Raw genomic sequence first — 13,980 nt, forward strand, 5'->3', positions numbered from 1 at the left:
TAATTAGGTTAATTTGTCCTTAGCTAACTGACATTAACAATATTATACCATTATGTGTTAAAAGAGGTTTAATTCTTTCAAAGGAATGTTATTTTATATGTAAGGAGGGGTTTGATGAAATCGGAAGCTTTACTCACCATTTTAGCTACAAGTGATGTCCACGGACATGTTTATCCATATTATTATGGAACGGATGAAAACGCTGAGCACGGTCTGGGCAAGCTTGCAGCGTTAATAAAGAGAGAAAAGGAACAATCTGAGATTTCCATACTAATTGATAATGGTGATTTGATCCAGGGAACTCCTCTGACTTATTATTATTCCAGGTACCTGAAAAATCAAAAAAATCCTATGATACAGATCTTAAATAAACTTGAATATGATGCAGCTGTTATCGGAAATCACGAATTTAACTATGGAAAGAACACCCTTGCAAGAGCGGTCAGTGAGTCCAATTTTCCTTGGCTTTCAGCTAATATCTTATTCAATTCAACAAAAGAAACTTATTTCGGGCTTCCTTATAAAATAAAAACCTTTGCAAATGGTTTGAAAACTGCGGTAATAGGTGTCACGACCCAGTATATTCCAAATTGGGAGAAAAGGCAGCATATTGAGCAGCTTTCATTTGAATCTGCGGTGGTCAGCTTGAAAAGGTGGGTTTCCTATATCCAGGAGGAAGAAAAGCCGGACTTGATTATCGTCTCATACCATGGGGGCTTTGAAAAGGATATAAAAACAGGTGAACTGACAGAAGAACAAACAGGAGAAAATGAAGCCTACAGAATCTGTACAGATGTCCCAGGTATTGATGTTCTGATTACCGGGCATCAGCACCGTTTTATTGAAGGGGAGCAAGTGAATGGTGTATCTATTGTTCAGCCGGGATTTAACGGCCAGGCGCTTGCAAAGGTTACAGTAAAATTCAGAAAAAGACACAATGATTGGCTGATTGATGAAAAAAACTCTGCCCTGATTTATCCCAATGGAATTATGCCTGATCATGAGGTCCTTCAGCTTGCCGGTTATTATGAATCCAAAACCCAGAATTGGCTTGATACAGTGATAGGTGAAATTGAAGGAGACATGGTGATTAAAGATATTTTCAAAGCGCGCCTTAATGAGCATCCGCTGATTGAATTCATAAATAAAGTGCAAATGGAAGCTGCTGGTGCTGATATTTCCTGTACGGCGCTGTTTCATGAGGGAGCACCAGGTTTCAAATCTAAAGTAACGATGAGAGAAATTGTTTCTAATTATATATATCCCAATTCTCTATGCGTCCTAAGAATTTCCGGAAAGGACATTAAGGATGCTTTAGAGCGGTCAGCATCTTATTTTGAATTGAACAGTGATGGGGAAATTATAGTGAATCCTGAATTTTCATATCCGAAGCCACAGCATTATAATTACGACATGTGGGAAGGAATTGAATATAAAATAGATGTTTCCCGCCCAAGGGGCAGCCGGATCACCGAGCTTCTTTATAAGGGACATCCTATCAGGGAGGATGGCGAGTACCATGCAGTAATGAACAATTACCGGGCTGCAGGAGGCGGAGGATATTATATGTTCAAGGACAAACCCGTGGTGAAAGAAATATTAACCGATATGACTGAATTGCTTGCCGGCTATTTTTCTGAAAAGGGAAAGGTAATCCCGACACTGAACTGCAATTGGGAGGTTTCAGCCGGCAAATGATCCTGATTTGTTAAATTGACAGCTTTCTTACTGTTTTCTATAATGATTGAGAATTGATTGATGTAAACGCTACTCAATAAAAGGTAAAGGGATTGGATAAAATGGGGTCTGAACAAATTGACCAATCGTTGAAATTATTTATCGTCCTGTCCAGGGCATACCGGGCTATTAATGAAAATGTAAATAAACGAATACAAACTTACGGAGTAAATCCAACTGAATTTGCAGTTTTGGAGCTTCTTTATCATAAAGGGGACCAGCCTCTGCAGCAGATCGGCGGGAAAATACTATTGGCCAGCGGGAGCATCACATATGTAGTGGACAAGCTTGAGCAGAAAGGCCTGTTAAAAAGGGTAGCATGCCCGACGGACAGAAGAGTTACCTTTGCGCAAATTACAGATGAGGGAAAAGCATTTATTGAAAATATTTTTCCTGACCATGAAAAACATATACATTCACTTATGAACGAGCTGACTTCAGAAGAAAAAGCTGCAGCCATTGAGGTATTAAAGAAGCTTGGACTATCAATCTCCCATGACAAAAATGTGGGAAATTAATTTAAACAGCCTTGACGGGCTGTTTTTTATTTTGTGGCAGATAAGATATGTTTAGGGAAGGAATAATCCAAATATTGTCGAAATAGTTTAGTGGTTTGTTTATAAATCGATATACATATACACGAGGGGGCAGTAATGTGAGATTTGAAGACTATACATATGATCGTCCGAATCTTGAGAAAATAAAGGGGCGATTTGAAGCAGCGCTTGAAAAGTTCGAAGTTGCAGCTTCTGCAGAACAGCAAAATCAGGCTATGAAAGAAATTAATGATATTCGCAATGATGTCGGTACCATGTTCAACCTATGCTATATCCGGCATTCAGTAGATACGAATGATGAATTTTACAAAGCAGAACAGGATTATATGGATGAAATTCAGCCTGAAGTAGAAGGGTTTGTTACAAAGTATTATCAGGCTTTGGTTAATTCCAGGTTCAGGGCAGAGCTTGAAGATCGCTGGGGAAATCAGCTGTTTGCACTTGCAGAAGCCCAATTGAAGGTGTTCTCGCCAGAGATTGTACCGCTTTTGCAAAAAGAAAATAAGCTTTCTTCAGAATATACGAAATTAATTGCTTCAGCCAAGATTGATTTTGAAGGTGAAGAACGCACACTTGCCCAATTGGAGCCATTTACACAATCTACAGATCGTGAAATGCGTAAAAAAGCAAGTGAGGCCCGCTTTGGTTTTCTGGCTGAAAATGAAGATGAACTTGACCGTATATATGATGAGCTTGTCAGGGTTAGAACAGAGATCGCCCATAAGCTTGGATACAAGAATTTCGTTGAACTGGCTTACTTCCGCATGTACCGGACAGATTATAACGCGGAAATGGTTGCAAACTTCCGTAAGCAGGTGAAGGATTTCATCGTTCCAATCGCCACGAAGCTTAAGGAAAGGCAAAGAGAGCGCATTGGCGTTGATAAGCTTAAATTTTACGATGAAGGATTTGAATTTAAAACGGGTAATGCCGTACCGAAAGGCGATCCTGACTGGATTATTGAAAACGGACAAAAAATGTATGATGAGTTATCCGGTGAAACAAGTGAATTTTTCTCATACATGAGAGAAAATAATCTTATGGACCTGGTAGCCAAAAAGGGAAAAGCAGGGGGCGGCTATTGCACTTACATTGAAAACTATAAGTCCCCATTCATTTTCTCTAATTTTAATGGGACTTCAGGAGATATTGATGTTCTTACCCATGAAGCAGGACATGCATTCCAGGTCTATTCAAGCAGTCATTTTGAAATACCTGAATATAACTGGCCAACCTATGAAGCAGCTGAAATTCATTCCATGAGCATGGAATTTTTTACATGGCCCTGGATGGAAGGCTTCTTTAAGGAGGATACGGAAAAATACAAGTTTTCACACTTGAGCGGGGGACTTCTTTTCCTGCCTTATGGCGTATCAGTTGATGAATTTCAGCATTGGGTGTATGAAAATCCGGAAGCAGCACCGCAGGAAAGAAAACAGGCTTGGAGAGAAATTGAGAAGAAATACTTGCCGCATAAAGATTATGATGGCAACGAGTATTTAGAGAACGGAGGATTCTGGCAGCGTCAGGGTCATATCTACAATTCACCATTCTATTATATTGATTATACATTGGCCCAAATCTGTGCATTCCAGTTTTGGAAAAGATCCAGGGAGAATCAGGAAGAGGCTTGGAAGGATTATTTAAAACTATGCCAGCTTGGCGGCAGCAAGCCTTTCACTGGACTTGTTAAAGAAGCTGGATTGATTTCTCCTTTTGAAGAGGGTTGTGTCCAGTCTGTTATCGGGGAAATTGAGAATTGGCTAAAATCAGTGAATGATAAAGGTTTATAAAATAAAAAAGAGAGCCGGTTATGAACTCCGGCTCTTTTCCATCCTATTAGCGCAATGGTTTAATGACAATTAAGCCGCTTTCCAGCTCAGCCTGTAAATGGCTATTCCCTCCATTGCCGATGATGAAATCTGCAATTTTATCTTCCAGCTCATCCTGGATGATTCTTCTTAATGGCCTTGCCCCAAAAGCAGGGTGGTATCCGTCTTCTGCTAATTTTTCCTTAACTTCCTGGCTAATAGTCAATTCAAGTTCCTGTTCATTTAATGTTTCCTGCAGCTCATTGAGCATTAAGTCAACAATTTTTAGTAAATGCTCTTTTTCCAGAGCTTTAAATTCAATAATGCTATCTAATCGGTTCAGAAATTCCGGCTTAAAGAAGCTGCCGAGCGAGTCCAGAATATTGGATTCTTTGACGGCATCTGCTGCACCAAATCCAACATGGACTTCTTTTTGTCCAACTCCTGCGTTGCTTGTCATGATAATGACTGTATCCTTAAAGCTGACAATGCGGCCCTGGCTATCTGTCAGGCGTCCATCTTCCAGTATTTGAAGGAACATGTGCTGTACATCTGGATGTGCTTTTTCTATCTCATCAAGCAGAATAATGCTGTAAGGATTTCTGCGTACCTTCTCGGTCAGCTGCCCTGCTTCTTCATGACCTACATATCCAGGAGGGGAACCGATAATTTTAGACACGCTATGCTTTTCCATATATTCACTCATATCAAGCCTGATCATGCTGTCTTTTGACCCGAACAGCTCCTCCGCAAGTGTTTTGGTTAATTCAGTCTTCCCGACACCTGTTGGCCCGACAAATAGGAAAGACCCAATTGGACGGTGCTTGGATTTAAGTCCTGCACGGCTTCTGCGGATGGCTTTTGCAACTTTTTGTACGGCTTCGCGCTGTCCAATTACTTTTTGTGCAAGATTTTCCTCTAGGTTTTGCATCTTCTCCTGTTCATTTTCAGCTAATTTGCCGACGGGAATCCCTGTTTTCTTCTCAATAATCTCCTGAATAAGGCTTGTTTCGATAACTGGCCTTTCAGCCTTGTTTTCTCCATTTAATGCGTGCTGGAGTTTTAATTCCTCTTCACGGAGTTTTGCAGCCTCTTCATATTTTTCTTCCTTTAAGACAATTTCTTTCTGCCTGCTGATTTCTTTCAGCTGTTTTTCAATATCTTCTGCCGGTATATATCCTGACTGAAGATTCATTTTTGAACCTGCTTCATCCATTAGATCAATAGCTTTGTCAGGAAGGAACCTGTCCTGAATATAGCGGCTTGACAGCTGCACACACGCTCTTATGGCATCTTCTGTAAAAGAAACTTCGTGATAGTCTTCATATTTTTGTTTCAGCCCCAATAAGATGTCAACTGCCTCATCAGCAGTCGGCTCATTTACTTGTACAGGCTGGAATCTGCGCTCAAGCGCCGGATCCTTTTCAATCTGGCGGTATTCTTTCAATGTGGTGGCTCCGACTACTTGCAGCTCTCCCCGTGCAAGGGCAGGCTTTAATATATTGCCGGCATCCATCGACCCTTCTGCTGACCCTGCTCCGACAAGCAAATGGATTTCATCTATAAATAGAATAATATTCTTCCTAGTCTGAAGCTCTGAAATCAGCTGCTTCATGCGTTCTTCGAATTGGCCGCGAATGCCGGTATTTGCAACCAGGGATGCCACATCAAGCAAATAGACTTCTTTATTTTGTAGTTTCTTTGGGGCTCTCCCCTCGGCAATATTAATGGCCAGCCCTTCGGCAATAGCAGTTTTACCCACTCCCGGTTCACCTATTAAGACAGGATTATTTTTGCTTCTTCTATTTAATATTTCAGTCACACGATTTATTTCTTCGTCCCGTCCGATGACCGGGTCAATTAAACCAGCTTTTGCAAGCTGTGTAAGATTTCGTCCGAATTGATCGATAAATCCGCCGTTGCCCTGATAGTGTCCCGGCGCTTCTTTTAGAGGCTGGTAGTTTTCATTTCCTTGAGAGGATGCCATCTTTTTAAAGAAATCTTCTAAAGGCACTTGGCCAAAACCTGAAAAGCCGCTCAAAGCAGGCCCAAAGGAAGTAAGGCTTTTTTGCTTTTCAGTTTGATAACAGCTTTGGCAAAGGTTAAGGTTTCGTTCATTTCCATTCACTTTCAATCTTAATTGTACGTTTGCTTTTTTTAATTGACATTTTTGACAAAGCATTCTGCATACCTCCATTAATAAATTTGGTCTGACTTTGACTATATTTGACCTTATACCAGCATTATAATTTGACCTTCTTTGACTTTCAAGTAGTTTGTTTTGGGATTTATATCCAATATGCAGTTTATCTTTAATGCAAAAAGCTCGTCTTTGTTTGTACCACCCTACATATATTGGAAAGGAAGGAGGAGATTAAGTGAAGACGAATTGGGGGGCAGCTTTCCAGATCGCTGCCGTTTATGTGGGAACCGTGGTGGGAGCGGGCTTTGCCACTGGCAGGGAGATTGTAGAGTTTTTTTCCCGATTTGGTTTTATCGGTTTAATTGGGATACTGATGAGCGGTTATATCTTTATTTTTCTCGGCTCCAAATTAATGAGAATCTCTGCACGTATAAAGGCAGCATCCTATCAGGAACTAAATGAATATTTATTTGGAAGATTTTTTGGGTCTGCCATTAATATATTGATGCTGTTTATGCTCCTTGGCGTTTGCGCAGTTATGCTGTCAGGTGCAGGAGCCGTGTTTGAGGAACAGATTGGCATCAGCAAGACTGCAGGATTGCTCGTAACGATAGGGTTAACGATTATTACAATGATAGTGGGTATTCGCGGATTATTTGCTGTTAATACATTTGTTGTTCCGATGATGATTGCATTTAGCTTTATTTTATTGTTTGTAAGCATGAAGCTTCCTGATTTTGCAGATCAGGTTCTGTTTATCCCATATGCCGAAGATGGTTGGAAGGCGGTAGTGGCTCCGTTTTCCTATACTGCCCTAAATTTAACATTGGCGCAGGCAGTCCTGGTGCCTGTGGCTTCTGAAATAAATGATGACCGGACAATTAAATGGGGAGGATATCTTGGGGGAGCCGCATTGACACTCATCCTGCTTTCCAGCCATTTATCACTGATGATGCTGCCGAATCTGGAGGCATATGATATCCCGATGGCCGCCATTGTAAAGACATTGGCATCATCGTTCTATTGGATTTTTGTGTTTGTCATCTATGGGGAGATTTTCACATCTGTTATCGGGAATGTGTTTGGCATTGAGAGACAGGTAAAAAAACACTTTTCCGTACCAAGTATTATTATTGTGGGCTTTATCTTTGTCGTTTGTTACTTTATCAGTTTAATCAATTATGGGACATTGCTATCCTACTTATATCCGATTTTTGGATATGTAAGTCTGACCTTTATTATTCTTCTTTGGATGAAGCCGTTTGATGATGGAAGTAAGGGGAAAAAAGCCTAAAAAAAAGAAAAGAGATCCTTTTACATGGATCTCTTTCGCTTATATTACTCTTGCGGCTTCTCTTTCATAATGGTTTTCGCCATCTGCAGGAAAGCATCTTCATGGTCAGCGTCTTCTTTATTGAATATAGTGAGCTTCAGTGAAAGATCGTCATTTTTCACAAGATAGGCAGAAACCTTCTCACCGTTTCCTTCTGCTTTCATTACAGAAGCATTTTTGTAAAAATCATCTGAAGGAGCTTTGGATGTTTGTACGTTTTCGCTGACAGCTTCAAGCTGTGCTTTAGTGTTTTCTTCGATCATATCCCAATCTGCATCGTTCGGAAGGAGTTCAATTCGCATGAATATCTGATCATTTTCCGAGAGGTAGAGTACATCTTTATTTGGTTCCTCGGCAGTTAGCTCATATGCCGGCAGAACATACATCGAATAATTTTGATTATCACTATGCTTCAGGAAGGCTGTGTCATCCTTCGTCTCACCCTCAACTGAATAAGTCATATTCTGCTCAAGGATCCTTATTACACTATTACCTTCTCCATCTGTGCCATCTTCTGATGATTCTTCTTCTTCACTTTGTTCTTGTCCATCCTGTTCTTCCGAACCTCTATCTTCTTCATTTTGCCCAGGTCCTGCTCCATTGCCGGAATCATTCTGAGCTGTTCCGCACCCTGCCAGGATAGCACCTATAACACCCAGCATTAACATAAATTTCGCCATAATTTTCATCATGTTCCATCCTCCCGTTGTCTGTCAGCGCCTTTGCATAATTAGACGTATTTGAAATAAAAGAGTTACATATAAATTCCTATTTACTTGTACATTACCATTTATGTAAATCATCGACAACACTTAACAAGAATTAAAAAAAGACAATTCATGAAGAATTGTCTGTTCATCTCTGCGTCTGTGGAAATCTAATTAAATGGGAGCAGAACGAATAATAACAAGTCAAAAATAAGATGGGAGACGATTACTAAGGGAATGCTTCTTTTCCAGGCATATAGCCATCCCCAAAAGAGACCTGCAATTAATGCTGCAAAAGCGAGCATCCAGTATCCTGAATAAAAATGGACAGAAGTATAGAGGAGAGAAGATATAATGATGCTTACCTTAACTGTCGTATGTTTCATTAATCTTTTCTGAACAAACCCTCTCCAAAACACCTCTTCTCCTGGAACTATGATTAATATAAGCACAATATAGTGCCAAATAAACGAAGGTGAAAATCGGCCGTATAATTGTTCAACCTGATTAACTAAGGGGAGGCTGAGCAAATCAAATAAACTGTATCCCGTCCAGAATAGTCCGTATAAAAGAAAACCTGAAAGAGTTCCATAGGTAATGTATGTTCCAAAAGAAGCCTTGTCTTCCACTTCCTCCATTATGATGGAGTAACTGATTAGCAGCAGTAAAGAGGCAGAAAAGATATACCAAAAAATTGATTTATCCTGAAATGTAAAATACATAAGCAGATGTGCGAATACCAGCCCGCCAATAAAACGGACATCTGCAACAATATTTTTCAATTGATTTAACTCCTTTCAAGCAAAAAAATAACCAAACACTATTCTAACAAAAAACAAACATAAAAAGTAAGGAAAAGATTTCTTTGGTAACGCTAAGATAAAATAATGCAGAAATGCTAATCATAAGCCCATATGAAGGGAGGTATGTATAATGACGAAATCAAAAAGAGAAAAAGAGCGTGCCTGGACAGTTAGAAAGCAGGATCAGCATCCACATGGAAAAGTGAAATCCTTAAAAGAGCTGTCAGGGGAGAAAGAATAAAATTACGGCCTCCTAAACAGGAGGCCATAACTGTGGAGCCGTAAATGGCCGATGGTTCGGATCACACAAAAGGCAAAACAAAAAGCAGCAAAAGAGCTGCTTTTTAAAGGGACGTAAGAATACGCTTTCATTTTTTCTTTTTTTATACTGCTGATTCTCTGACAACCTTATAATTTTTATGATTGACAACTGTTCTCTGATCTAATTCAAGATCCCGGTAGTTATCCATGTACGTTAAATCTACAATAACAGAATTCTCATTTACTTTTTCTACAATACCCTGTAGTCCATCACGGAATTCAATAATATTGCCAACTTCTGCTTTCTTCAAAAAGCATCTCTCCTTTTGTCCATTTCTTTCGCTGGTAGTAACAGTTTGCACTATATTTTGAAATGCGTAAAGAATTTTGCAATTCGGTGTTGCTAAGGTAAAATGTTACATTCTTTAGGTTGGTAATATTATACCAGATAAAATTCTTATTTACATTAAAATATTTAATATTCAGAAAAAAACATCGATATGCAAATATACTATTTGATGCTTCAAAATTAGCAGCACTTTATTTATGATTAAGAAAGAATGAAATAAAAGGAGTTCTGGATAATGAATCATGAACAAATTCAGGAAGTGCTCGAACAATTAAAAAATGGAATCATCTCTGAATATCATGTGTCTAAAGAAGATTTTCTTCCTTTTCGCAGTGTCATCGTAAAAAGGGAGGACTTTAAGCATTTTCGCGGAATCGCACAGAGAGGCGGACATGTTATTTATCAATATTTAGATTCACCCCGAAGCTGATAAAGGTATGAAGCTGAAATAGATAGCACATAGCAAAGACACTTGATTACATCAGGTGTCTTTGCTATGTCTATGCAATGTAAGTGAATAGAAAGCAAAGAAAACTGGGTATAAAAGCAATAGATCACTTCGAAGGGATGTGCAAGCATGAATGATTTTAAAGGAAAAACAGTCATTGTTACGGGAGGAGCCAGCGGAATAGGCAAGAGTATTGCCGAGTCATTCGCAAAGAAAGAGGCCAATGTTGTTATCGCCGACATTGATGAATTGAAGGGAAAAAAATTAGAAGAACATTTGAACCAAACGCGCATGAACAGCCTGTTCATTAAAACAGATGTTAAGAATGAAACTGAAATTAAGGAACTAATTACAAAATCATTTGAGGCGTTTGGTGCTATAGATATCCTGATAAATAATGCAGGCATATCAAAGTTTCATTCGTTCTTCGATTTGACTGTGGAAATGTGGGAGGAAGTAATCAATACGAATCTTCGGAGTGTGTTCCTGTGCAGCAGGGAGGCTGCCAAATTGATGAAACAAGGTTCCTGTATTATCAATCTTTCATCTACGAGAGCGGTAATGTCAGAAAACGGAACAGAAGCATACTCAGCTTCAAAAGGAGGAATTGCGGCAATTACCCACGCGATGGCCAGTAGCCTTGCTGAAAAGGGGATCAGGGTTAATTGCATAAGCCCCGGCTGGATTGAAACAGGCGATTATGAAAGTCTCAGAGAGGTTGACCATAAACAGCATTTTTCCAACAGAGTTGGAAAACCCGGCGACATTGCAAGGACTTGCCTATTTTTAGCCCATCCGGAGAATGATTTTATAACAGGTGAAAATATTACAGTGGATGGAGGCATGACAAGGAAAATGATTTATGAAGAATAATAAGTTTCTATTCTCCTTTAAATAAAAACCCTTTGTAAATTAACTATAAAGATGGTGAAAAAGTTAGAAAGAGGAACAAATCCCTTGTTCTAAATGGTTCTATAGGCTCATATTTTATTAATGCTTTAGAACGATTTATGGGAGGGGTTCAATGGGTATTACTATGATTAAGATTTCATCCGTATACTTTGCTGTGGGGATTCTTCTGGGGTATTATATGTCGAGTACTCATTCTTACCTATTAGGTCCTGTTCATGTCCATATTAATTTACTCGGATGGACGTCCTTGACTTTGGCAGGAATTCTATACTACTTGTTTCCTGCTCTTGCAGAAGGGAAAGCCGGGAAATGGCATTTTTGGCTTCATAATATCGGCCTGCCAATCATGATGCTGTCACTGTCCCTAGTCCTGGTTACAGAAAATAATGCCTTTCTTCCTGGTACTGCTGTTGGAGCCACGATAACGGCTGCCGGCATTTTAATTTTCGTATGGAACATTCTGAAAAATTTAAAGGCACAATAGCAACTATATTTAACGCATGGATTTTTAATCTGTGCGTATTTATTTTAATATTTTTAAAACACGGCAAACTTTTGTGGTTAAGGGGATAAGCTAGAGGGTATACGGAAACGGAAAAAGGAGCTGCATATGACAACAGACTTGCTGTTCGCCATTAGAGAATTAAGAGTTAATAACATTATAAATGTGAATCATCTTGACATAAAAAAAGATAAAGTAACCTGTATCACCGGAGAGAGCGGTGCTGGAAAATCAACTCTTTTGAAGACCCTGAACAAAATAATTACCCCTGATTCAGGTGAAATTTTTTATAAAGGCACTTCGCTGAAAGAAATCGACTCTGTCCAGCACAGGAGAAAAGTAATCATGCTATCGCAGGTTCCATTGATTTTTCCGGGCACAATAAAAGATAACCTGATTATGGGTTATAAGCTTAACGGAAAGAAACCTTGTGATGATGAAATACTTGTACAGGCTATACATAATATGCAGATGACTAAGGAGCTTCATGAAGATGCAGGAACTCTTTCAGGCGGGGAAAAACAGCGTCTGGCATTGGCAAGAATCCTGCTCCTTAAAGCAGAAGTTTATCTGCTGGATGAGCCGACTTCTGCACTTGACGAAGACACTGAGATGATGATTTTGGAGTACTTTATACGTGAAATCAAAAAGAAACAAGCTTCATTACTCATGATAACCCACTCCAATACAGTCAATGAACAATTCGCAGAAGAAAGAATATATTTATCGCAGTCTAACGGGCAGTAAGACCCCCACTTCAAGACTCAGAGGAATCAAAGGAGGATAAGGGGGGCCCAAACTGCCCGATCTAGCTGCGGCTCCTAGGGTCTCAAGGTCATAAGCCAATCAGCTGATGGGAAGAAAAGCACTCCCCGCCATCTGCTCGTCTTATGCTTGTCACCCCAAGGCAAGTCGCCTCGCTTTATAATGTAAAGGCCCGATTGGTGAGATACAGTGAAACTTGCCGACGCGCAGGCAGAGGCTTAGTTGAACCAATCGGGTTCGTAGTATCCATTGATCGAAGCGCTAGCGGAGATCTTAGCGACACTAGAACGCGACTAACAATCAGTGGGGGATAAGGAAAGCCCCTGCTGATTGAAGTTTCACTTTATCCCGGTCTGCGGAAGAGATGGAGAAAACACCTATGGAGGAGTCTGATGGAAAATAGCTCAATTATTGATATTGAACTTTGGAGACTAATATCAGCTTACCTATTTGTACTGCTTCTAATCTTAATCTTCAAGGTGAGAGGCATCGCTCGTCAAAAAATGCTGGCAATGGCTGCTTTCAGAATGACACTTCAGCTTGTGATTGCAGGCTATGTATTAACCTATCTATTTGAACTTTCCAATCCGTTCTTAACGTTAGGTGTGATCTGTATTATGGAAGGTTTTGCAATTTACACAATCTATAAACAGGCTGGAACCAGACTGTCAGTAACTCTAAAAAAAACCATTGCGATTTCCATGATAACAGGTACAGCATTTTGTTTAATATATTTTAATTTTGTTGTTATTCATTTTGAGCCCTGGTATGATCCCCGCTACTTTATTCCAATTGCAGGCATGATAATTGGCAACTCCATGACAGGCATCACGCTGAGTGTAAAGGAGCTTCTGAATTCCTTTACCTCCCAAAGAGATATGATCGAGGGTGCCCTGATGCTTGGTGCTGAACCCAAAACTGCAGTTAAGCCATATGTTAATCATTCTTTTGATTCCGCTGTTCTGCCGACTATAAACAATATGCTTGGAATGGGCATCATTTTTTTGCCTGGTATGATGACCGGGCAGATATTATCGGGAGTAAGTCCGTTGCTTGCGATTGAATATCAGATTGTCATCCTGCTGGGGATTTTGGGCAGCGTAGGTTTATCCGTAATTTTATTTATCCTTCTATCTTATAAGAACTTTTTCAATCATGATGCCCAATTTTTTCCTGAAGGAAAAAACTAGTATTTTCTTAGCCAAGCTCACAGCATTTCACCCTTCTTGCCCGCATATAATTGAGAAATTAATCAAAAAGGCGGGATAAACAGATGAACCTTGAAAAAGAAAAAGCATACAGAGTGAAAAGCTTATCTCAGGATATCCTCGAGCACCTAATGGAAGACAACACAACTTATTCTCATGAAGACTTGAAACATGTAATAGAAATGCTGGCCCGATCAGTCTCAGATCTTGTTACACTCTATACGGAACGGGAAGGCGATCATGAAACCGCTCTTAAGGGGACTATTTCAAAAATGAGAATAGGCTATAATGTACTTCAATACAAAGAAACATCGAAGCTGGTTAGAAAACAAGATAAGTATCAACAAACGCCAGTGATTTTTAAAAAAATAGAACTGAAATGATAAGTAGAAATCCTTGGCAAATGAAAGCGTTTTATTCAAAAAAATGTGAACAAACGTTAAA

15 protein-coding genes are annotated in these 13,980 nt (G+C 39.6%); 11 read left to right on the forward strand and 4 right to left on the reverse strand.

The annotated features are described in order from the left end of the window. The first annotated feature begins 114 nt into the window (after window positions 1–114). The 3 genes from ACTHRG_RS00365 (at window position 115) to ACTHRG_RS00375 (ending at window position 4,087) form a co-directional block, all read left to right on the forward strand. Window positions 115–1,698 (forward strand): bifunctional metallophosphatase/5'-nucleotidase, encoded by a 1,584-nt coding sequence (locus tag ACTHRG_RS00365; protein ID WP_440230417.1) that lies wholly within the window; start codon window positions 115–117, stop codon window positions 1,696–1,698. Window positions 1,699–1,799: 101 nt separating this feature from the next. Beyond that, the gene (locus ACTHRG_RS00370) at window positions 1,800–2,255 is read left to right on the forward strand and encodes a MarR family winged helix-turn-helix transcriptional regulator (RefSeq protein WP_076256964.1); all 456 of its coding nucleotides are present in this window, start codon (window positions 1,800–1,802) and stop codon (window positions 2,253–2,255) included. A gap of 137 nt (window positions 2,256–2,392) precedes the next feature. Further along, window positions 2,393–4,087: a M3 family oligoendopeptidase gene (locus ACTHRG_RS00375; RefSeq protein WP_076256966.1), complete on the forward strand. Its 1,695-nt coding sequence runs from the start codon at window positions 2,393–2,395 to the stop codon at window positions 4,085–4,087. 46 nt (window positions 4,088–4,133) lie between these two features. Here the strand turns inward: ACTHRG_RS00375 and ACTHRG_RS00380 are convergent, their stop codons facing one another. Further along, on the reverse strand, window positions 4,134–6,287 hold the full coding sequence (locus tag ACTHRG_RS00380; protein WP_440230418.1) for an AAA family ATPase: 2,154 nt from the start codon (window positions 6,285–6,287) through the stop codon (window positions 4,134–4,136). A gap of 196 nt (window positions 6,288–6,483) precedes the next feature. Here ACTHRG_RS00380 and ACTHRG_RS00385 point away from each other — a divergent pair, with 196 nt between their 5' ends. Beyond that, a complete protein-coding gene (locus tag ACTHRG_RS00385) occupies window positions 6,484–7,542 on the forward strand; it encodes a YkvI family membrane protein (protein WP_440230419.1) in 1,059 nt (352 codons plus the stop codon). A gap of 44 nt (window positions 7,543–7,586) precedes the next feature. Here ACTHRG_RS00385 and ACTHRG_RS00390 read toward each other — a convergent pair whose 3' ends face one another. Both ACTHRG_RS00390 and ACTHRG_RS00395 read right to left on the reverse strand, forming a co-directional pair. Next, a complete protein-coding gene (locus tag ACTHRG_RS00390; protein WP_286147867.1) occupies window positions 7,587–8,273 on the reverse strand; it encodes a hypothetical protein in 687 nt (228 codons plus the stop codon). Window positions 8,274–8,458: 185 nt separating this feature from the next. Further along, window positions 8,459–9,070 carry a lysostaphin resistance A-like protein gene (locus ACTHRG_RS00395; RefSeq protein WP_440230420.1) on the reverse strand — a complete coding sequence of 204 codons (612 nt, stop codon included), beginning with the start codon at window positions 9,068–9,070 and terminating at the stop codon, window positions 8,459–8,461. 151 nt (window positions 9,071–9,221) lie between these two features. On the opposite strand from ACTHRG_RS00395, the gene ACTHRG_RS00400 reads away from it, so the two are divergent. Next, on the forward strand, window positions 9,222–9,332 hold the full coding sequence (locus tag ACTHRG_RS00400; protein WP_019381647.1) for a DUF6254 family protein: 111 nt from the start codon (window positions 9,222–9,224) through the stop codon (window positions 9,330–9,332). Window positions 9,333–9,474: 142 nt separating this feature from the next. On the opposite strand, the gene ACTHRG_RS00405 is transcribed toward ACTHRG_RS00400, so the two are convergent. Beyond that, window positions 9,475–9,663 (reverse strand): YkvS family protein, encoded by a 189-nt coding sequence (locus tag ACTHRG_RS00405; protein WP_009331029.1) that lies wholly within the window; start codon window positions 9,661–9,663, stop codon window positions 9,475–9,477. A gap of 273 nt (window positions 9,664–9,936) precedes the next feature. Between ACTHRG_RS00405 and ACTHRG_RS00410 the strand changes: the two genes are divergently transcribed. From ACTHRG_RS00410 to ACTHRG_RS00435, 6 genes are all read left to right on the forward strand, one after another. Then, window positions 9,937–10,131: a hypothetical protein gene (locus tag ACTHRG_RS00410; RefSeq protein WP_076256972.1), complete on the forward strand. Its 195-nt coding sequence runs from the start codon at window positions 9,937–9,939 to the stop codon at window positions 10,129–10,131. Window positions 10,132–10,278: 147 nt separating this feature from the next. Continuing rightward, window positions 10,279–11,022, forward strand: a complete 744-nt coding sequence (locus tag ACTHRG_RS00415; protein WP_076256973.1) for an SDR family NAD(P)-dependent oxidoreductase — start codon at window positions 10,279–10,281, stop codon at window positions 11,020–11,022. Between the two features lie 151 nt (window positions 11,023–11,173). Then, complete coding sequence (locus ACTHRG_RS00420) at window positions 11,174–11,545, forward strand: cbb3-type cytochrome c oxidase subunit I (RefSeq protein ID WP_076256975.1); 372 nt, start codon at window positions 11,174–11,176, stop codon at window positions 11,543–11,545. Between the two features lie 126 nt (window positions 11,546–11,671). Next, window positions 11,672–12,310 carry an ABC transporter ATP-binding protein gene (locus ACTHRG_RS00425; RefSeq protein ID WP_076256977.1) on the forward strand — a complete coding sequence of 213 codons (639 nt, stop codon included), beginning with the start codon at window positions 11,672–11,674 and terminating at the stop codon, window positions 12,308–12,310. A 410-nt stretch (window positions 12,311–12,720) separates the two neighbouring features. Continuing rightward, on the forward strand, window positions 12,721–13,518 hold the full coding sequence (locus tag ACTHRG_RS00430) for an ABC transporter permease (RefSeq protein WP_076263218.1): 798 nt from the start codon (window positions 12,721–12,723) through the stop codon (window positions 13,516–13,518). An 83-nt stretch (window positions 13,519–13,601) separates the two neighbouring features. Continuing rightward, on the forward strand, window positions 13,602–13,919 hold the full coding sequence (locus tag ACTHRG_RS00435; RefSeq protein ID WP_076263216.1) for a hypothetical protein: 318 nt from the start codon (window positions 13,602–13,604) through the stop codon (window positions 13,917–13,919). Window positions 13,920–13,980 lie beyond the last annotated feature (61 nt).

It is taken from the genome of Cytobacillus sp. SAFR-174 (assembly GCF_051964675.1).
Classification (GTDB): Bacteria; Bacillota; Bacilli; order Bacillales; family Cytobacillaceae; genus Cytobacillus.